Origin of the sequence: Kosakonia sp. SMBL-WEM22 (assembly GCF_014490785.1) — a bacterium.
Taxonomy (GTDB): Bacteria; Pseudomonadota; Gammaproteobacteria; order Enterobacterales; family Enterobacteriaceae; genus Kosakonia.
Window position 1 is genome coordinate 4,543,121 of the sequence record NZ_CP051488.1, and the last position, 20,539, is coordinate 4,563,659.

19 protein-coding genes are annotated in these 20,539 nt (G+C 56.9%); 4 read left to right on the forward strand and 15 right to left on the reverse strand.

The features are described from left to right. Positions 1-51 precede the first annotated feature (51 nt). Positions 52-624, reverse strand: a complete 573-nt coding sequence (gene ppiA, locus HF650_RS21920) for a peptidylprolyl isomerase A (protein WP_187800335.1) — start codon at positions 622-624, stop codon at positions 52-54. A 155-nt stretch (positions 625-779) separates the two neighbouring features. Next, positions 780-2,078 (reverse strand): cytosine deaminase, encoded by a 1,299-nt coding sequence (locus HF650_RS21925; protein WP_187800336.1) that lies wholly within the window; start codon positions 2,076-2,078, stop codon positions 780-782. 240 nt (positions 2,079-2,318) lie between these two features. Here HF650_RS21925 and nirB point away from each other — a divergent pair, with 240 nt between their 5' ends. From nirB to cysG, 3 genes are all read left to right on the forward strand, one after another. Further along, positions 2,319-4,862 carry a nitrite reductase large subunit NirB gene (gene nirB, locus HF650_RS21930; protein WP_187800337.1) on the forward strand — a complete coding sequence of 848 codons (2,544 nt, stop codon included), beginning with the start codon at positions 2,319-2,321 and terminating at the stop codon, positions 4,860-4,862. Further along, entirely contained in the window at positions 4,859-5,185 is a 327-nt protein-coding gene (gene nirD, locus HF650_RS21935; RefSeq protein WP_054804348.1) for a nitrite reductase small subunit NirD, read from the forward strand. The genes nirB and nirD overlap by 4 nt, the downstream gene beginning before the upstream one ends. A gap of 123 nt (positions 5,186-5,308) precedes the next feature. Further along, positions 5,309-6,673: a siroheme synthase CysG gene (gene cysG / locus HF650_RS21940; protein ID WP_187800338.1), complete on the forward strand. Its 1,365-nt coding sequence runs from the start codon at positions 5,309-5,311 to the stop codon at positions 6,671-6,673. 235 nt (positions 6,674-6,908) lie between these two features. Here the strand turns inward: cysG and trpS are convergent, their stop codons facing one another. The 12 genes from trpS to HF650_RS22000 all read right to left on the reverse strand — a co-directional run bounded on the left by trpS (position 6,909) and on the right by HF650_RS22000 (position 16,980). Beyond that, positions 6,909-7,913 (reverse strand): tryptophan--tRNA ligase, encoded by a 1,005-nt coding sequence (gene trpS, locus HF650_RS21945; RefSeq protein WP_187800339.1) that lies wholly within the window; start codon positions 7,911-7,913, stop codon positions 6,909-6,911. Then, positions 7,906-8,667: a phosphoglycolate phosphatase gene (gph, locus tag HF650_RS21950; RefSeq protein WP_076769397.1), complete on the reverse strand. Its 762-nt coding sequence runs from the start codon at positions 8,665-8,667 to the stop codon at positions 7,906-7,908. Before gph ends, trpS begins: the two co-directional genes overlap by 8 nt. Beyond that, positions 8,660-9,337: a ribulose-phosphate 3-epimerase gene (gene rpe, locus HF650_RS21955; RefSeq protein ID WP_023482084.1), complete on the reverse strand. Its 678-nt coding sequence runs from the start codon at positions 9,335-9,337 to the stop codon at positions 8,660-8,662. The genes gph and rpe overlap by 8 nt, the downstream gene beginning before the upstream one ends. 55 nt (positions 9,338-9,392) lie before the next feature. Continuing rightward, complete coding sequence (dam, locus tag HF650_RS21960; RefSeq protein WP_187800340.1) at positions 9,393-10,220, reverse strand: adenine-specific DNA-methyltransferase; 828 nt, start codon at positions 10,218-10,220, stop codon at positions 9,393-9,395. Between the two features lie 67 nt (positions 10,221-10,287). Further along, complete coding sequence (damX, locus tag HF650_RS21965) at positions 10,288-11,637, reverse strand: cell division protein DamX (RefSeq protein ID WP_187800341.1); 1,350 nt, start codon at positions 11,635-11,637, stop codon at positions 10,288-10,290. 87 nt (positions 11,638-11,724) lie between these two features. Beyond that, entirely contained in the window at positions 11,725-12,813 is a 1,089-nt protein-coding gene (gene aroB, locus HF650_RS21970; protein ID WP_187800342.1) for a 3-dehydroquinate synthase, read from the reverse strand. A gap of 54 nt (positions 12,814-12,867) precedes the next feature. Then, on the reverse strand, positions 12,868-13,389 hold the full coding sequence (gene aroK / locus HF650_RS21975) for a shikimate kinase AroK (protein WP_002920267.1): 522 nt from the start codon (positions 13,387-13,389) through the stop codon (positions 12,868-12,870). A 286-nt stretch (positions 13,390-13,675) separates the two neighbouring features. After that, positions 13,676-14,908: a DNA uptake porin HofQ gene (gene hofQ, locus HF650_RS21980; protein ID WP_187800343.1), complete on the reverse strand. Its 1,233-nt coding sequence runs from the start codon at positions 14,906-14,908 to the stop codon at positions 13,676-13,678. Further along, complete coding sequence (locus HF650_RS21985; protein ID WP_187800344.1) at positions 14,874-15,221, reverse strand: HofP DNA utilization family protein; 348 nt, start codon at positions 15,219-15,221, stop codon at positions 14,874-14,876. The genes hofQ and HF650_RS21985 overlap by 35 nt, the downstream gene beginning before the upstream one ends. After that, positions 15,211-15,672 carry a hypothetical protein gene (locus HF650_RS21990; RefSeq protein ID WP_223284228.1) on the reverse strand — a complete coding sequence of 154 codons (462 nt, stop codon included), beginning with the start codon at positions 15,670-15,672 and terminating at the stop codon, positions 15,211-15,213. The genes HF650_RS21985 and HF650_RS21990 overlap by 11 nt, the downstream gene beginning before the upstream one ends. Then, positions 15,656-16,195: a PilN domain-containing protein gene (locus HF650_RS21995; protein ID WP_187800345.1), complete on the reverse strand. Its 540-nt coding sequence runs from the start codon at positions 16,193-16,195 to the stop codon at positions 15,656-15,658. The genes HF650_RS21990 and HF650_RS21995 overlap by 17 nt, the downstream gene beginning before the upstream one ends. Continuing rightward, positions 16,195-16,980, reverse strand: coding sequence for a DNA utilization protein HofM (locus tag HF650_RS22000; protein ID WP_187800346.1), 786 nt, complete (start codon positions 16,978-16,980; stop codon positions 16,195-16,197). Before HF650_RS22000 ends, HF650_RS21995 begins: the two co-directional genes overlap by 1 nt. A 119-nt stretch (positions 16,981-17,099) precedes the next feature. Between HF650_RS22000 and mrcA the strand changes: the two genes are divergently transcribed. Then, positions 17,100-19,652, forward strand: a complete 2,553-nt coding sequence (mrcA, locus tag HF650_RS22005) for a peptidoglycan glycosyltransferase/peptidoglycan DD-transpeptidase MrcA (protein ID WP_187800347.1) — start codon at positions 17,100-17,102, stop codon at positions 19,650-19,652. 66 nt (positions 19,653-19,718) lie between these two features. Here the strand turns inward: mrcA and nudE are convergent, their stop codons facing one another. Next, entirely contained in the window at positions 19,719-20,279 is a 561-nt protein-coding gene (nudE, locus tag HF650_RS22010; protein WP_187800348.1) for an ADP compounds hydrolase NudE, read from the reverse strand. Positions 20,280-20,539 lie beyond the last annotated feature (260 nt).

Consider the following 20,539-nt stretch of genomic DNA (forward strand, 5'->3'; position numbering starts at 1 on the left):
TACGCAGGGAAGCGGTAAAACACGGGCTGCAAAGCCCGTGCGGGGGAAAACTTATGGCAGCACTTTCGCAGAGAGGATAACAACCGGTTTTGACGGGACATTCTGGTACGGGCCAACATCGTGCGTCTGCACCTGAGAGATCTTATCGGCAACGTCCATACCTTTTACCACTTTGCCAAAGACCGCATAGCCAAAGTCGCGCTGACCATGGTCAAGGAAGGCATTATCCGCAACGTTGATAAAGAACTGGCTGGTAGCGCTGTCTTTATCCGCCGTGCGCGCCATGGCAATGGTGCCGCGCGTATTTCGCAGGCCGTTGTCCGCTTCATTTTTGATAGGCGGGTTGGGCTGCTTCTGCTGCATCTGCTCGTTAAAACCGCCGCCCTGCACCATAAAACCAGGGATCACGCGGTGAAAAGTGGTGTTGTTATAAAAACCGTTATTCACGTAATCAAGGAAGTTTTTTACCGACACAGGGGCTTTCTGATTGTTCAGCTCCAGTTCGATATTACCGGCGGAGGTGGTGAGCAGAACATGAGGATCGCCTTTTGCGGCCAGCGCAGCAGGGGAGAGAGCAGAAAGGGCGAGTAGAGCCGCCATAGCCGCCAGAGTCGATTTAACCATAAGGTTTCCTTAACGAAGTGCAGTAACGAAAGCGAGTGGATTGATTCTAAAGAGCAGTCAGCCAGCAGGCCAGCCTTTTACTTAATTTTACGTATTTGGTAACAGATGTAACGCCAGACCGCCAAATTTGTGCGTCTTAACGGCCTGGCACGCCGCTACGCTTGCGGCATCCGGTGAAAATGTACCTCTTCACATCCCTGCTCCAGCCGTACCCAACTCTGCGCCGGTTGCGTACTGGCAATAATGCGTCCGTGCCGAATCGACCAGCGTACCGGGGACTGGCAGCGCACCGCCTCAAAGCCGTTTTCAACAGGCAGAATTATCATATTGGCAGGCAGGCCCGGCGCAATGCCGTACTCACTCAGGCCCATCGTTTTCGCGCTGTTATGGGTGATCAGTTGCAGCCCCTGTTCAATCTGCGGATAGCCCATCAGCTGACAAACATGCAGACCCATATGCAGCACCTGCAACATGTTGCCGGTACCGAGTGGATACCAGGGATCAAATACATCATCGTGACCGAAGCAGACATTTATCCCTGCCGCCATCAACTCTTTCACCCGTGTAATGCCCCGCCGTTTTGGGTAGTCATCAAACCGACCCTGCAGGTGAATATTGACCAGCGGGTTGGCCACGAAATTGATGCCGGAACGTTGCAACAGGCGGAAAAGACGGGATGTATAAGCACCGTTGTAGGAGTGCATAGCGGTGGTGTGGCTGGCGGTAACACGCGAGCCCATCTCCATTTCAAGCGCCAGCGCGGCGACGGTCTCAACAAAGCGCGACTGCTCATCATCAATTTCATCGCAGTGGATATCCAGCGGGCGCTCATACTCACGCGCCAGATCGAAGGCGATATTCAGCGATTCGATGCCATATTCACGTGTGTACTCAAAGTGCGGAATGGCTCCGACCACATCGGCCCCCAGCTGAAGCGCTTTTTCCAGCAGCGCTGCGCCATTCGGATACGAGAGAATCCCCTCCTGTGGAAAAGCGACAATCTGTAGATCGATCCACGGTGCGACCTCCTCTTTCACCTCCAGCATCGCTTTCAGCGCCGTTAACAGCGGATCGGAAACATCAACGTGTGTGCGCACATGCTGTACGCCATTGGCCATTTGCCATTTCAGCGTCTGCCAGGCGCGCTTTTTCACGTCCTGATGGCAGAGCTGTGCTTTACGTTCGGCCCAGCACTCAATCCCCTCGAACAGCGTACCGGACTCGTTCCAGCGGGGATCGCCTGCCGTTTGCGTCGTGTCCAGGTGAATATGCGGTTCGACGAACGGCGGCAGTGCCAGACCGCCGCCAGCATCAAGGACATCAAGTGTCTCGCTCTGGGTGTCGCCCATCGGTGTGATCTCACCAAATCGCCCGTTCTCAATGGCGATTTGCCAGACTCCTTCGCGATCGGGTAAGTGCACATTCTGCACAAGCCATAGTGGTGTTGCTGACATCGCATTATCTCCTCATTCTCCCTCAGATATGTCGTAGCGAACCTCGTGCTAAAAAACGTCACTTTCAGTATAGAAATTCCTCAACATATAAATATGAATGATATCCAATACTTATAAAAACCATGAAAAATCAGCAGTATACTCATTAAGGAGTAGGCTAAGGTGTAATTGATATACATCAATAACCGTGCAAGCTGAATCGTTAAGGTAGGAGGTAGTAAAAAAGAAATCGAGGCAAAAATGAGCAAAGTCAAACTCGCTATCATCGGTAATGGCATGGTCGGCCACCGCTTTATCGAGGACCTTCTCGACAAAGCCGACGCCAGCCAGTTCGACATTACCGTATTCTGTGAAGAGCCGCGTAAAGCCTACGACCGCGTCCACCTGTCATCCTATTTTTCCCACCATACAGCTGAAGAGCTGTCATTAGTTCGCGAAGGCTTCTACGAAAAACATGGCGTAAAAGTGCTGGTAGGCGAACGCGCCATCACCATTAACCGCCAGGAGAAAGTGATCCACTCCAGCGCGGGCCGTACGGTCTATTACGACAAGCTGATCATGGCCACCGGCTCTTACCCCTGGATCCCACCAATCAAAGGGTCCGAAACGCAGGACTGCTTTGTTTACCGCACTATCGAAGATTTAAATGCCATTGAGTCATGCGCGCGCCGTAGCCGCCGTGGCGCGGTGGTTGGCGGCGGCCTGCTGGGTCTGGAAGCCGCAGGCGCGCTGAAAAACTTAGGCGTCGAAACCCACGTTATTGAATTCGCCCCGATGCTGATGGCTGAACAGCTCGATCAGATGGGCGGCGAGCAGTTAAGACGTAAAATCGAAAGCATGGGCGTGCGCGTGCACACCAGCAAAAACACCAACGAGATCGTGCAAGAGGGCGTTGAGGCGCGCAAAACGATGCGCTTCGCCGACGGCAGCGAGCTGGAAGTAGATTTTATCGTCTTCTCTACCGGCATTCGTCCACGCGACAAGCTGGCGACCCAGTGCGGGCTTGAAGTCGCCCCGCGCGGCGGCATTATGATTAACGACTGCTGCCAGACCTCCGATCCCAATATTTACGCCATCGGCGAGTGCGCCAGCTGGAACAACCGCGTCTATGGTCTGGTTGCGCCAGGCTACAAAATGGCGCAGGTGACGGCTGACCATATTCTCGGCACGCAAAACGCGTTTGAAGGTGCGGATCTTAGCGCCAAGCTAAAACTGCTTGGCGTTGATGTTGGCGGTATCGGCGATGCCCACGGTCGTACAGCAGGCGCGCGCAGCTACGTCTATCTCGACGAAAGCAAAGAAGTTTATAAACGCCTGATTGTCAGCCCGGATAACAAAACGCTGCTCGGTGCGGTACTGGTGGGCGACACCAGTGATTACGGTAATCTGCTGCAACTGGTGCTCAACGCCATCGAACTGCCGGAAAACCCCGACGCGCTGATCCTCCCGGCGCACGCCAGCGGCGGTAAACCCTCAATCGGCGTCGATAAGCTGCCGGACAGCGCGCAAATCTGCTCCTGCTTCGACGTCACCAAAGGTGACCTGATTAGCGCCATCAATAAAGGCTGCCATACCGTGGCCGCCCTGAAAGCGGAAACTAAAGCCGGCACCGGCTGCGGCGGCTGTATTCCGCTGGTTACACAGGTGCTGAACGCCGAATTGGCGAAACAGGGTATCGAAATCACCAATAACCTGTGTGAACACTTCGCCTACTCCCGCCAGGAGTTATTCCACCTCATTCAGGTGGAGGGGATTAAAACCTTCGACGAACTGCTGGCGAAATATGGCACCGGCTACGGCTGCGAAGTGTGTAAACCGACCGTGGGTTCGCTGCTCGCTTCCTGCTGGAACGAGTACATCCTGAAACCGCAGCATACGCCGCTGCAGGACACCAACGACAACTTCCTCGCCAACATCCAGAAAGATGGTACCTACTCCGTTATCCCGCGCTCGGCGGGCGGCGAAATCACGCCGGAAGGGTTGATGGAAGTGGGCCGCATCGCGCGGGAATTTAATCTCTATACCAAAATCACTGGCTCGCAGCGTATCGGCCTGTTCGGCGCGCAAAAAGACGATCTGCCGGAGATCTGGCGTCAGTTAATCAACGCCGGGTTCGAAACCGGTCATGCGTATGCCAAAGCGCTGCGGATGGCGAAAACCTGCGTCGGCTCGACCTGGTGCCGCTATGGCGTTGGCGACAGCGTCGGTTTCGGCGTTGAGTTGGAGAACCGTTACAAAGGTATCCGTACTCCACACAAAATGAAGTTCGGCGTCTCCGGCTGTACCCGTGAATGTGCGGAAGCGCAGGGGAAAGACGTGGGGATTATCGCCACGGAAAAAGGCTGGAACCTCTATGTGTGCGGTAACGGTGGCATGAAACCGCGTCATGCGGATCTGCTGGCGGCGGATCTCGACCGCGAAACCCTGCTGCGTTACCTCGACCGCTTTATGATGTTCTACATTCGCACCGCCGACAAACTGACCCGTACCGCCTCCTGGCTTGAGGGGATGGAAGGTGGCATCAACTATCTGCGCAGCGTCATCATTGACGACAAGCTGGGCTTTGATGCACAGCTGGAAGCGGAGATGACCCGTCTGCGCGAAGCGGTAATCTGCGAATGGACGGAAACCGTCAACAATCCGGCAGCGCAAACGCGCTTCAAGCACTTTATCAACAGCGATCGCCGCGACCCGAACGTGCAGGTGGTACCGGAGCGCGCGCAGCATCGCCCGGCGACACCCTATGAACGTATTCCGGTGATGTTAGTGGAGGAGAACGCATGAGCCAGTGGAACAGCGTCTGCAATATTGATGAGATCGTCCCGGCAACCGGCGTCTGTGCGCTGGTCAATGGCGAGCAGGTAGCAATTTTCCGCCCGCGCCATGACGACCAGGTTTACGCCATCAGTAATATCGACCCCTTTTTCCAGTCGAGCGTGCTCTCTCGCGGCATTATTGCTGAACATCAGGGCGAACTGTGGGTTGCCAGCCCGTTAAAAAAACAGCGCTTCCGTCTGCGCGATGGCCTCTGCATGGAAGATGAAAGCCGTTCAGTTGCCCATTTTGAAGCACGAGTGAAAGATGGTGAGGTGCAGATCAAAGCATAATCCCCTGCCCTCTCAACGGCCGTAGCGACAGCTTGCTGTTATGCTACGGCTCATGCTCTGCGCCCGCGGCTCTCGCTGCGCGGCGCCCGCTTCAGCCTATAACTACAATACCGGGGTAATGTCGTGGATCACCTGCCAATTTTCTGTCAATTACGGGGACGCGCCTGTCTGCTGGTCGGCGGCGGCGACGTCGCGGAGCGCAAAGCGCGCCTGTTGCTTGATGCGGGCGCGCAGCTCACCGTCAATGCCCTCACCTTTATTCCTCAATTTACCGCCTGGGCCGCCGAAGGCATGCTGACGCTGGTCGAAGGCGAGTTTAGCGAAACGCTGCTTGATGAGTGCTGGCTGGCGATTGCCGCTACCGATAGCGACGCGGTGAACCAGCGGGTCAGCGATGCGGCAGAAGCGCGTCGCATCTTCTGTAATGTGGTCGATGCACCGAAGGAAGCGAGCTTTATCATGCCGTCGATTATCGACCGCTCGCCGCTGATGGTGGCGATCTCTTCAGGCGGCACATCGCCAGTGCTGGCGCGTTTGCTGCGCGAGAAGCTGGAGTCGCTGCTACCGCAGCATCTTGGTCATGTAGCGAAATTTGCCGGGCAACTGCGTGGCCGCGTAAAACGCCATTTCGCTACCATGAGCGAACGCCGCCGTTTCTGGGAGAAGCTCTTCGTTAACGATCGGCTGGCACAATCGCTGGCGAATCAGAATATGACTGCCGTAGAGAGCATCACCGAGCAGATGCTGAGCGAGCCGTTGGATAATCGCGGTGAAGTGGTGCTGGTGGGCGCTGGCCCTGGCGATGCCGGGCTGCTAACGCTGAAAGGCCTACAGCAAATCCAGCAGGCGGATGTGGTGGTCTATGACCGGCTGGTGTCCGATGAGATCATGAATCTGGTACGCCGCGACGCCGACCGCGTGTTTGTGGGTAAACGCGCGGGCTATCACTGCGTGCCGCAGGAGGAGATCAATCAGATCCTGCTGCGCGAGGCGCAAAGCGGGAAGCGCGTGGTGCGGTTAAAAGGCGGCGATCCCTTCATTTTTGGGCGCGGGGGCGAAGAGCTGGAAACGCTCTGCCATGCGGGTATTCCCTTCTCGGTCGTGCCTGGAATTACCGCGGCTTCCGGCTGTTCAGCTTACTCGGGCATTCCGCTCACCCACCGGGATTACGCCCAGAGCGTGCGGCTGGTCACGGGCCATCTGAAGACCGGCGGCGAGCTGGATTGGGCTAACCTGGCAGCAGAGAAGCAGACGCTGGTGTTCTATATGGGGTTGAATCAGGCGGCGGCGATTCAGGAGCAATTGATCGCTCACGGTATGCAGGCGGATATGCCGGTAGCGCTGGTGGAAAATGGTACATCGGTGCAGCAGCGGGTCGTCAGCGGCACGCTGTCGCAGCTTGGCGAGCTGGCGCAGCAGGTGAAAAGCCCATCATTGATTATCGTCGGCAGGGTTGTCGCATTACGCGAGAAGTTGAAGTGGTTTTAAAGACGTTGCCTGATGGCGCTGCGCTTATCAGGCCTACAAAAAACAGCTAACCGTACACTGCCATCCGGCAATCGACACCTGGCACAATGCCTGATGCGCTGCGCTTATCAGGCCTACAAAACGCGCTAACCCGTAGGCCGGATAAGGCGATTACGCCGCCATCCGGCAATCAGCGCCCGGCACAATGCCTGATGGCGCTGCGCTTATCAGGCCTACAAAACCGAGCTTATTTTGCTTACGGCTTCGCGACAAACCCAATCGCTTCGTACACCTTCTTCAGCGTTTCTGAAGCGTGCGCGCTCGCTTTTTCCGCACCTTCACGCATGATCTGCTGCAGGAAGGCTTCGTCATTGCGGTAGCGATGGTAGCGCTCCTGCAACTCGGTCAGCATGCCGGAAACCGCATCAGCTACTTCGCCTTTCAAATGGCCATACATCTTGCCTTCGAAATGCTGCTCCAGTTCGGCGATGCTCTGGCCAGTCACGGCGGAGAGGATATCAAGCAGGTTAGAGACGCCCGCTTTGTTCGCCACATCGTAACGCACAACCGGCGGCTCGTCGGAGTCGGTCACGGCGCGTTTGATCTTCTTCACCACTGACTTCGGATCTTCCAGCAGGCCAATGACGTTGTTGCGGTTATCATCCGACTTGGACATCTTCTTCGTTGGCTCCAGCAGCGACATCACGCGCGCACCGGACTTCGGAATAAACGGCTCAGGCACTTTAAACACATCGCCATAGATGGCGTTGAAGCGCTGGGCGATATCGCGGCTCAGCTCAAGGTGTTGCTTCTGATCTTCGCCGACCGGCACCTGATTGGTCTGGTAGAGGAGAATATCTGCCGCCATCAGCACCGGGTAGTCAAACAGACCGGCGTTGATGTTTTCTGAATAGCGTGCGGATTTATCTTTGAACTGCGTCATGCGGCTCAGCTCGCCGAAATAGGTGTAGCAGTTCAGCGCCCAACCCAGCTGGGCATGCTCAGGAACGTGGGACTGCACAAAGATCGTGCTTTTCTGCGGGTCAATGCCGCAGGCCAGGTAGAGCGCCAGCGTATCCAGCGTCGCCTTGCGCAGCTTCTCCGGATCCTGACGGGCGGTAATGGCATGCAGGTCAACGATGCAGTAGATGCAGTGATAGTCGTCCTGCATGTTCACCCACTGACGCAGCGCACCCATGTAGTTGCCAATGGTCAATTCACCTGAGGGCTGTGCGCCACTAAAAACGATGGGCTTAGTCATTTTTCATTTCCTGATGTTCACTGAGCGGGAGCCCGAGCGCGGGCAGTAAATCGTTAAAGCGGTCGAAGACGTAGTCCGGCTCGCTTAGGGTAATCGCTTCACCGTAGTTATAGCCATAAGTCAGGCCAACGGAGACGCTGCCTGCCGCCTGTGCGGCACGGATATCGTTGCGCGAGTCGCCAACGAAGAGTAACTCATGGGGTTGAATTGCCAGCTTGTCGCACACCAGCAACAGCGGCTCCGGGTGCGGCTTCTTATTCACCACATCATCGCCGCCGACAACAAAGGTGAAGTAGTGGGCAATCTCCAGCGCGTCCAGTAGCGGCGCGACAAACGGCGTCGGCTTGTTGGTCACCAGCGCCAGCGGCAGCCCTTTTTCGTGCAGCGCCGCGAGGGTTTGCGCCACGTCCGGGAACAGGAAGCTGCCCTCCTCCACGGTCTCTTCGTAGTAGCGGTTGAAGAGCTTGCGCAGCATAGCGATCTGCTCGGCCTGCGGCACGTCGCCAGTATCAATATCGGGCTTGCCCTGCGAGGCGCGCTGAATGGCTCGCTCCTGGCGAGCCCAGTTGAAGGCGCGCTCCATCAATACATCGGCGCCATTCCCAATCCAGGTAATCACGCGCGCTTCGCCAGCCTGCGGCAGCTCAAGGGCATACAGCGCGCTGTCTACGGCAGCGGTAAGCCCCGGCGCGCTATCCACTAATGTGCCATCGAGATCGAACGCGACACCCCGAATCGACTGCAATTTATCCATGACTTACCTTCGCCAGTTCGCTACGCATTTCATCAATAACCTGTTTGTAATCCGGCTGATTAAAAATCGCCGAGCCCGCCACGAACATGTCCGCGCCGGCTGCCGCGATCTCGCCGATATTGCTCGCTTTCACCCCACCGTCCACTTCGAGACGGATATCAAGGCCGGACGCGTCGATGCGACGGCGCACTTCGCGCAGCTTGTCGAGCGTGTGGGGAATGAAGGATTGACCACCAAAACCGGGGTTAACGGACATCAGCAGGATCACATCCAGCTTGTCCATAACGTGATCCAGATAGCTCAGCGGCGTCGCCGGGTTAAACACCAGCCCCGCTTTGCAGCCGTGCTCTTTGATCAGTTGCAGGGTGCGGTCGATATGTTCAGAAGCTTCAGGATGAAAGGTGATAATGCTTGCCCCGGCTTCGGCGAAGTCCGGCACCAGGCGGTCGACCGGTTTCACCATCAGGTGCACATCGATAGGTGCGGTGATGCCGTAGTTACGCAGCGCTTTCAGCACCATCGGGCCGATAGTCAGGTTCGGTACGTAGTGGTTGTCCATCACGTCAAAGTGGACAACGTCGCCGCCCGCGGCCAGTACGCTGGCGGTGTCTTCGCCCAGGCGGGCAAAGTCAGCCGACAGAATCGAAGGGGCAATTAAATACTGTTTCATCCGCATCTCCTTGAGAAATTAAGTTTCGGCAGGCGGCGGCGCGGTGAACGCAGGGTTAGCGAGGCGCGGGAGCCGGACGATAGAGCGCCAGCAACTCATCCACTTTTTTACGCGTCCCGCCATTACTGCTGATACTGCGTCGCACTTTCACCACGTGCAATTTCGCCTGACTGTACCATTCACGCGTCAGCAGCGTGTCATGGTTGGAAATCAATACCGGGATTCGGTTCTGCACCAGACTCTCCGCAATCGCGGCAAGATGAGCCTGCTGCTCAAGGGTAAAGCTATTGGTATGGTACGCCGTAAAGTTGGCTGTTGCAGAGAGCGGCGCATAGGGCGGATCGCAATAAACCACTGAATTCGCATCCGCACGCGCCATGCTTTCGGCATAAGATTCGCAGTAAAAGAAGGCATTCTGCGCTTTTTCTGCAAAGTGATACAACTCCGCTTCCGGGAAGTAGGGCTTTTTATAGCGCCCAAACGGCACGTTAAACTCCCCGCGCAGGTTGTAACGGCACAGTCCATTGTAGCCATGCCGGTTGAGATATAAAAACAGCAGCGCGCGCCGGAACGGCTCCTGGCACTGATTAAACTCCTGACGCAGCTGGTAATAGACTTCGGACTGGTTCACCGCGGGCACAAACAGCGCGCGCGCGTGGTGAACATACTCATCAGGCCGATCTTTAACGATGTTATAGAGGCTGATTAAGTCACTGTTGATATCTGCAAGGATATAGCGGGAGTAGGAGGTGTTGAGAAACACCGAGCCCGCGCCAACGAAAGGCTCGATCAGGCACTCTCCCTTGGGCAAGTGCCTTCCGATATCGTCGAGCAGGGGGTATTTCCCCCCTGCCCATTTTAGAAAAGCGCGATTCTTTTTCATGCTGACTGATTACTTACACTCTCTCCGGCTGTGGAGAAAGCTCCGACAGCATCCTGCGCTTTACACATTACTTAAGATCGGCCTGAACCTGATGCAGCGGCTTCGCCCACGGGTTTTTCGCCTGCACATCCGCTGGCAGCGCGGAGACCGCGCGTTTAGCATCATCCTTCGAGGCGTAGACGCCGCTCACCAGCACGTACCACGGCTGGCCGTTACGCGTTGTCTGGTAGACCACGAAGTTTTTCAGGTTCTCTTTCTTCGCCCATGCATTGAGGTTGTTGTAGTTCGATGAACTGCTCAGCTGCAGGGTGTAGTGGTTGCCCGGTGCCGATTTCAATGCACCGACATTGCCGGTTGAGGCCGTGCCGCTGGCAGCAGGCGCGCTGCTTGCGGTTGCCGCCGGTGCGGTGGTTTTCGGCTGCGCCGGTTTGGATGCCGCCGTGGACGTTGACGATGATGCTGTCGACGTTGACGCAGGCGCTTTCACTGGCGCAGAAGCGGTGCTTTCCGTGCGTTTCGGCGGTTGAGCAACCGGGCGGGACTCCGCTTTCGACTCGCTTTTCGCTACCGGCGTCTTCGCGGTCGGTTTAGGTTCAATCACCATCTGCTTGCGTTCGTTACGCGGCGCCGTTGTGCGGTTTTCACCGGAAGCAGGCTGCTGATTGCGCGCGGTAGTGGAGTTGCTGTTGCCATTACCATTATGAATCGGTGCAACCGTTGCCGGTTCGGTCGGCAGCGTTGAGCTGGCCGCGCTATCAAGCTGCGTCTGGCTCTGCGGCTGCGACAGTGCGTTGTTGAGATCGCCCTGCACTTCAACGCGGTTTTGCCCTTCCGGCGTAGCGGACGGCTGGCCTTGCGACGGCGTCGAGGAGATCGGCGGCAGCGTCACATCCTGTTGAGCGCCTGCGTTCTGTGCCTGAGACGACGACGCGCCCGGTGCAGGCTGTGCGCCATTTGCCTGATCGGCAGCGTTGCCGCTGTTACCGGCAGCGTTATCCGTCGCGCCGAGATCAATATTTTTCTCGCCCGACGTGTTTTGTTCGTTGTTAGCAGGCGCGGGGGATTTCAGCGCAGAGCCAATGCCGATAATCAGCAGCAGTAACACAAGGATACCGACGCCCATCATCAGATACTGGCGGGAGGCTGGCTTCGCAGCGGCAGCGGCTTTCTTACGCTTACGCGGGCGACGCTCCTGCGGCTCCTCGTCCAGAGCGGCTTCATCTTCTTGATAGCTCTCCTCTTCGCGCTCATCACGCACCCGGCGCGTACGCGCAGGACGGCGATCGTCGGCATCAACATCAACATCATCAAAGTTGATTTGCGGCTCATCGACACGCTCGGAAGATTGACGAGAACGACCAGTACGACGATCGCTGGGATCGGGTTTCAGCTCGTCTTCTGGTTTGAATTCATCCATTTAACACCCCACACAAAGGCGTATGCCACTGATGCATATCGCCCGAAGTTAAACGCCACGCAGCGCGTGAACAGACCTTTCTTATCGTTACGCCTGCTGGCAATCAGCAATAGCGCTAAGTACTACGTCGTGCGACACTCCGCCGCGAACTTCACTCTTCCCTATGGCCAGCGGAAGCACTAAACGCATCTCTCCCGCTAACACTTTTTTATCGCGCATCATGTGCGGCAGGTATGCCTGCGCTGTCATTTCACGCGGCCCCTCAACGGGTAAACCGGCGCGTTTCAGCAGCGCTTTGATACGCTGCGTATCTGCTGCGCTAAACTGCCCGAGGCGCTCTGACGCGTGTGCCGCCATCACCATCCCGGCAGCAACGGCTTCGCCGTGTAGCCAGTTACCGTAGCCCATCTCCGCCTCAATCGCATGACCGAAGGTATGACCAAGATTGAGTAAAGCACGCAAGCCATGTTCGCGCTCATCGGCGGCAACGACCTCCGCTTTCAGTTCGCAGCAGCGGCGAATACAGTAAGCCAGCGCGGCGCCATCAAGGCGCAACAGAGCGTCCATATTCTCTTCCAGCCAGCTAAAGAACGCGCCGTCGAGAATAATGCCGTATTTGATCACTTCCGCAAGACCGGAGGAGAGTTCACGGGTAGGAAGGGTTGCAAGGCAGTCGAGATCGACCACAACCGACGCGGGTTGATAAAACGCGCCAATCATGTTTTTGCCAAGGGGGTGGTTTACCGCCGTTTTACCGCCAACGGAGGAGTCAACCTGAGAAAGGAGCGTGGTCGGCACCTGAATAAAGCGCACGCCGCGCTGATAGCTGGCCGCAGCAAAACCGGTCAAATCGCCGATTACGCCGCCGCCGAGCGCGACCAGTGTGGTATCGCGCCCATGTGGTTTTTGCAACAGTGCGGTGAACACCGTGTCCATCACCGCCAGGCTTTTGTACTGCTCGCCGTCAGGCAGGATCACGCTATCGACATTTACGCCGGCCTGTTCCAGCACGCCACGCACCTTATCAAGGTAGAGCGGTGCCAGTGTTTCGTTGGTGACCAGCATAACCTGATCACCAGACTTCAGGGGCGCGAAGGAAGCTGGGTCGTTAAACAAACCAGCCGCGATGGTGATAGGGTAACTACGTTCCCCGAGAGTAACGGTGATCCTCTCCATGACGCGACATCCACCTTAGTTGCTAAAACCTGCAGGCCGTCTATTAAGCCTGATTTAGTTGCTTTCCAGCATATGAATAATCTGGTTTGCCACCACTTTCGCGCTCTGATCGTCAGTACGAATGGTCACATCGGCAATCTCTTCGTAAAGCGGATTGCGTTCGTCGGCCAGCGCTTCCAACACTTCACGCGGCGGCGCGTCCACCTGCAGCAGGGGACGTTTTTTATCACGTTGAGTACGAGCCAGCTGCTTCTCGATAGTGGTTTCCAGATACACCACTACACCGCGGGCGGAGAGACGATTACGGGTTTCGCGGGATTTCACAGAGCCGCCGCCGGTCGCCAGAACGATGCCCTGCTTCTCCGTTAGCTCATTGATAATCTTTTCCTCGCGATCGCGGAAACCTTCTTCACCTTCAACATCGAAGACCCAGCCCACATCAGCTCCGGTTCGTTTCTCAATCTCTTGATCAGAATCGTAAAATTCCATATTGAGTTGTTGAGCTAACTGACGCCCAATAGTGCTTTTGCCGGCACCCATAGGCCCAACCAGAAAGATATTGCGTTTCTCTGCCATTTTTTCGGTACTACTAAGACTATTCGTTGATGATAAACCCGCTTCGCAAACGTGCGGCGTAGCAGGACATGAACTGAAACCTCATATGCGATAGTGCGAGAGTCAGATCGAAAATTATCTCAGTACTCCGGCTTGTTTGGCAACTGAATAAACACGTTATCCCTCTTACCGCCCTTTATTATTCGGAGACCGCTGACACTCAAATCGGTACTCCTTGTAAGCTAAATCATCTCCCACGTCAAACACCTGGGCCAAGTTACGGCGAAAAAGGGGCGTTACGGCAGATTTAATGTACCGCTGCCAGCCTGGGGGTAATAAAGACCACCAGTTCGCGACGCTCCCCCTCTTTTGCGTCCTGGCGAAACAGCCGACCGAAGCCGGGAATAGCCCCAAGACCCGGAACCTGAGCTCTGCCGTTACGCTTCTTTTGCGAGAAGATGCCACCCAGTGCCAGCGTTTCACCGCTTTTCACCTCTACCACGGTTTCAATCTCCTGCTTATCAATCGCCAGCGCTTCGCCGCCGGCCTGTTGCAGCACCTGGCCGGGCATATTCTGGCTGATGCGCAACTTCAGGCGAACCCGCCCGTCCGGCAGCACCGTTGGCGTCACCTCCATGCCCAGCACCGCCTCTTTAAACTCAACTGCCGTATTGCTCTCACCGTTAGCGACCTGGTATGGAATTTCACTCCCCTGCTTAATGCTTGCGGGCTGCAGATGTGAGGCCAGCAGGCGCGGGCTGGCAATAATCTCCAGCTGCTGCTTTTGCTCAAGCGCAGAGAGCTCCAGCTCAAGCAGCCGCGCATTAATACTGCCGATATTAAAGCCGATGCGCGTTGTTGCGCTGGCAACGCTATGATCTGCCGCCAGGTTACTCACCTGCCCGCGCGTTGCGGCAGGCTCCTGCCCGAGCCCCCACTTTACGCCGAGCTCGCGCAGGCTCTTTTCATTAATAGTGACGATCCAGGCAGCCAGTTCGACCTGCTCAACCGGGATATCCATCTGCGCGACCCACTTCTCCAGCGCAGCGAGGCTCTCTTTATTATCGCGCACCAGTAACCGGTTAAGGCGCGCATCGACGGTGATGGTTCCCTGGGCACTAATTAACTTCTCAGCGGCTTTTGCCAGCTCGGCGGCGCTCGCATGACGCAGCACAAAGCCGCGCGTCAGCGTTGGCGCGCTCTTTTTACGCCTTGCCTGCGCCGCCTCCTGCTCTGCCTGCTTCTGCTGTTGCCACGACGCGGTATGCACCAGCCAAATCGCCCCCTGCTGATTCAGGGTCAACCCTGCGCTGGCGGTGACGGTCTGCATCGCCTGCAACCAGGGTACCTCCGTCAGATTAAGGGAGACCACACCGCTCACCTCCGGCGGGATAACAATGTTCTGCTTTTCCAGCGTTGCCAGCGCCTGCAGCACCTGCGCCACCGGCACCTCGTCAACGCTCATTGTCACCAGGGCCGTTGCCCTGACGCAGGCCAGCGGCACACTAAAGAGCATGACGCTCACTATCCATTTTCGCATCCTGAGTTCCTTTTCGTTTCCAGCGCCATGTTGAGGGGGCGCACATCTTCCCTGTCGCTATCTCTGTTTCGTGCGCTTCGATGGCGGTGACGCGCCATCCCGTGGAAAGCGTGTCCCCCACGCGTACCCGATGCCAGTGCCCGGCTGCATCGCGGATGATGGCCAGCCGTTGCCCGCCTTCGATAACGCCGTGCAGTTGCCAGGCGCGGAGCTGCATAAGCTGGCAGCGATCCGGCGCGGGCTGAAAAGGATCGCGCATCCCGCACAGCACACTGACGATCCCGAGGGTTAAAAGCAGGCGTTTAGGGATCATCGGCATGCTCCAGTTGTAGTGTAAAGCGCAGCCCATTTTCGCTGACGGAGAGGGAAAATGCCGGGATCCGCATGCCGCGCTCCGCCAGCAGTAAAAAGGTCTCAACAGCCTGCGGCCAGCGGCTTTCCAGCACCAGTTCCCCACCGCCCTGCATCGGCTGCCAGCGCAAGAGCTGCCGCGCCTGGCCGTGAAAGTCGAGTGGGCTAAAGCGGTATGCTTCTGAGAGTGCAACCTGTTCTTCCGGCGGTGCCAGCGCGCGAAGCTTTCGCCACTGCGCCTGTCGTTCCGGCTGGAGCACACTCAGCTGGTGGAGCGTAAGGCGTTGCGCATGATTCAGCGGTCGGATGGCGAACCATCCGATAAGCAATAAGCCGATACACATTGTGACCAGCCAGCAGACCGCCCGCATGCGAGGCGAAAGGGCAAGCCAGACTTCAGGATTTATCGCCATCGCTCTGCTCCCGGCTCAGCTGATAGGTAAACTGCCAGAGCCCCTGCCCATCACGCGAGGTGCTCCCCATCGGCTGAAGGTGAAACCCCGCCAGCTTTTGCAGTCGCGCCTCGAGCTCTTTGAGGGCGCTAACGGCGCGCGCCAGCCCGTTAATCTCAAGCTGATTCTGCCGCCATTGCAGTTGTGTCAGCCAGGCGTTTTCCGGCAGCGCGGCTGCAAGCGTGAGCAACGTCTGCCGCCAGGCAGTTGTGACCTGCCGCCGACGCGCTTTCTCCTGCGCCAGCCGCCACTGCTGTAGCCGCAAACGATGCGGTTCTTCTTGCGCATGCAGCATTGCCAGCAGGGCCCGATCTGCCGCCAGCCAGAGTGAACCGCTACGCCCGGCCTGCGCGTGCTGCGCGTGCCACAATGTGCCCCCCACCGCCAGGCTTACCAGGCTCGCCGCGGCTATTACCACCCAGAAGCGCAAACAGCGCCGCCGCTGAAGCTCTCGCCACGGCATAAAATTGACCAAAGGACGCATCAGTACCCCCTGGCGATCGCCAGACCTAGCGCAACGGCATAGCGCTGGCTCGCGCCCGGTAGCGGCGGGTGGCGCGACGGCACCGCGCCCCAGCAGTCAAACTCACCCGCGCCTTCACCACACTGGATGATTTCATCCGCAGGTAGTGCGAGGAGAGCGGCAAGCCGCGTGACATTTTCCGCCTCTTCGCGCGCCCGCCGTCCCCAGCTCTCTTTTGTCGCCCAAAGCCACTGTCGCTCATCGCACCAGACAAGACAGCGCGCCGGTGCCGCCAGTAAAGGCAGCAGGGGCTGGAGGGCGCAGGCATCGGGTGTGATGGAGGAGAGGTGGAGTGAAAGCTGCTGCGCGATCTCCAGCAGCGCGGCGATATCCCGGTTCTGAGCGGCAGTCACTCCGTAGCTTCTGGCGGGCTCATCCTCGGTAAAGTCGAAGCAGAGATCGCTTTGCGCCATCTCCAGTTCGCGCGCCATCGCCTGTGAAACCCAGCCGGTCAGCGCGGGTTCACGCAGCGTCACCGCCGGGCGCGGCAACTTTCGCTGCAGTGTCTGCCCGGCAGGAAAGGCGATACGTGCGCAGTGGCGCTGCGGCAAGGCACGACGCCAGGGGCGTAGCGCATCAAGCAGTTGTTCCGGCGCTTTAATCCGCCCCTGAATCACCGTGCCGTCAGGGAGCGGAAGATGCCACCAGCGGCGCAGCACCCGCCCGTAACGCCCGGCGGAAAGCGCCACGATAAAGACGCCATCCTGTTGAATATGCAAGCCAATTTGCCAGTGCCTGAATGTCATAAATTACGATCTCCTTATCGTCTCGCTGGTGGAGGCTATATCAATGCTCAAGGCTTGCCTTTATACTACCGCGCGGTTGTTTATAAACTGCCCAAGTGACTCTGAATGGGAAATCTCCAGTGAAGTTCGTAAAGTATTTATTCATCCTTGCAGTCTTTTGCATTCTGTTGGGAGCAGGCTCGATTTACGGTCTGTACAAATATATTGAGCCGCAGCTACCTGACGTCGCCACACTGAAGGATGTCCGGCTGCAGATTCCAATGCAGGTCTATAGCGCCGACGGCGAGCTGATCGCGCAGTACGGTGAAAAGCGCCGTATCCCGTTGACGCTGGATCACATTCCGCCGGTCATGGTGAAAGCCTTTATCGCCACGGAAGATAGCCGCTTTTATGAGCATCACGGCGTCGATCCGGTCGGCATCTTCCGTGCGGCCAGCGTGGCGCTCTTTTCCGGCCATGCCTCGCAGGGTGCAAGTACCATTACGCAGCAGTTGGCGCGTAACTTCTTCTTAAGCCCGGAACGCACAATGATGCGTAAAATCAAAGAGGTGTTCCTGGCGATCCGCATTGAGCAGCTGCTGAGTAAAGACGAAATACTTGAGCTCTACCTCAATAAAATTTACCTCGGTTACCGCGCTTATGGCGTAGGTGCGGCGGCGCAGGTCTACTTCGGTAAAAGCGTCGACCAGCTCACTTTAAGCGAGATCGCAGTGATTGCCGGGCTGCCGAAGGCACCATCTACCTTTAACCCGCTCTACTCTCTCGACCGTGCCACGGCGCGACGCAATGTGGTGCTGGCGCGTATGCAGAGCGAAGGGTATATCAGCGAGCAGCAGGCTGACGAAGCCCGTAGCGAAGCTATTGACGCCAATTACCATGCGCCGGAGATTGCCTTCTCTGCCCCCTATCTTTCCGAGATGGTGCGCCAGGAGATGGTGAGCCGCTACGGTGATAAAGCCTACGAAGATGGTTACCGCGTTTACACCACCGTCACGCGCAAAGTGCAGCAGGCCGCGCAGGATGCGGTGCGCAATAACGTGATGGATTACGACATGCGTCACGGCTATCGCGGGCCGTCTAACGTGCTGTGGAAAGTGGGCGAAGCGGCGTGGGAGAGTAAAAAAATCACTGACTCTCTGAAAGCGCTGCCGTCTTACGGGCCGCTGGCTCCTGCCGTTGTCACCAGCGCCGATCCGCAGGAAGCCACAGCCATGCTGGCGGACGGCTCGACAGTCTCGTTGAAGATGGAAGGTGTGCGCTGGGCGCGCCCTTACCGCTCGGATACGCAGCAGGGCCCAACGCCGCGCAAAGTGACCGACGCAGTGCAGGTGGGCCAGCAGATTTGGGTTCGCAAGGTTGGCGACAGCTGGTGGCTGGGACAAGTGCCGGACGTCAACTCCGCACTGGTGTCGATCAACCCGCATAACGGCGCAGTGATGGCGCTGGTTGGCGGTTTTGATTTCAACCAGAGCAAGTTCAACCGGGCCACGCAAGCGCTGCGCCAGGTTGGCTCGAACATCAAACCGTTCCTCTATACCGCCGCGATGGATAAAGGCTTGACGCTGGCGAGCATCCTTAACGATGCGCCGATTTCACGCTGGGATGCGGGTGCAGGCTCCGACTGGCGACCGAAAAACTCGCCGGACGAGTACGCCGGGCCGATCCGTCTGCGACAGGGTCTGGGGCAGTCGAAGAACGTCGTGATGGTGCGTGCGATGCGTGCGATGGGCGTTGATTACGCGGCGGAGTATCTCCAGCGCTTCGGTTTCCCGGCGCAAAACATTGTTCACACCGAATCCTTAGCGCTCGGCTCAGCATCTTTCACTCCGCTGCAGGTGGCGCGTGGTTATGCAGTCATGGCCAACGGCGGCTTCCTGGTTGATCCCTACTTCATCAGCAAAATCGAGAATGTTCAGGGCGATAAGCTGTTTGAAGCGCGTCCGAAAGTCGCCTGTGCCAGTTGCGATATTCCGGTGATTTACGGTGAAACGCCGAAGTCAAACGTGCTGGAAAATAAGGACATGGAAAATGTCGCGACCTCGCAGGAGCAACAAAACCCTGCTGTCCCGATGCCGCAGTTGGAGCAGGCAAACCAGGCGCTGGTTGAACGCACCGGTGCGGAGGAGTATGCGCCACATGTTATTAGTACGCCGCTCTCCTTCCTGATTAAGAGTGCTTTGAACAGTAACGTCTTTGGTGAACCAGGCTGGCAAGGTACCGGCTGGCGCGCGGGTCGCGATCTGAAGCGCAATGATATCGGCGGCAAAACCGGCACCACCAACAGCTCGAAAGATGCCTGGTTCTCAGGTTACGGTCCGGGCGTGGTGACATCGGTGTGGATTGGCTTTGACGATCATCGCCGCAACCTTGGCCGCACCAGCGCGTCTGGCGCGATTAAGGATCAGATCTCCGGTTATGAAGGCGGCGCAAAGAGTGCGCAGCCAGCATGGGATGCCTATATGAAAGCGGTGCTGGAGGGCGTCCCGGAAGATCCGCTCACGCCGCCTCCGGGCGTGGTAACGGTCAATATTGACCGCAGCACCGGACAGTTAGCCAACGGTGGTAGCAGTCGTCAGGAGTACTTTATCGAAGGAACGCAGCCGACGCAGCAGGCGGTTCATGAAGCGGGCACTACGCTTATCGACAATGGTGAGACGCACGAGCTGTTTTAACGCAACAGCTCAATAGCGATATAAAAAGGGCGCTTTCGCGCCCTTTTCTTTAATTTACTATTCCGATTAAAGCCGCCCCTGCCCTTTGAGCCACTCACGCACTAAGAAGAGCGCGCTGACATTGCGGGCTTCGTGGAAGTCGGGATCCTCAAGCAGATCCATCAAATGCTTTAAAGGCCAGCGCACCTGCGGCAGCGGCTCAGGCTCATCGCCCGGCAAGGATTCGGGATAGAGATTTTCCGCCACGAGGATATTCATCTTGCTGGAGAAGTAGGAGGGGGCCATGCTCAGTTTTTTCAGAAAAGTGAGTTCATTCGCACCAAATCCAACCTCTTCCTTTAGCTCCCGGTTGGCTGCTTCATATATACTCTCACCCTCGTCGATAAGACCTTTGGAGAACCCCAGCTCGTAGGATTCGGTTCCCACCGCATATTCACGGATCAGAATCAGGTGATCGTCGATGATAGGCACAATCATCACCGCTTCACGATTAGAGGGACGCATGCGCTCATAGACCCGACGCACACCGTTGCTAAATTCCAGATCCACGCTTTCGACGTTAAAAAGGCGTGACGAAGCCACGGTTTCGATGTTGAGAATGGTGGGTTTTTGCAATGATTCGCTCATTATTATCGGTCTTTGCAGAGAAACTTTCTATATTGTGCGACACTACGCACGCCCTGGGCAATCTCCTTTGCCGCTTATTTACATTCATGCAACCTATCTGAAATCAATTCGCATTTTCACTAAAAAGTCAATAGCTTGAAATAAAACTAAGAATTTGCTGATATTCCCATGAAGGCGCTTTTGCTATTCTTCCAGGCGATGGTATGCGCTTAAAAATACTCAAGTTAATTTCTTGCTTATCGCGGCCAACCACATTAGAT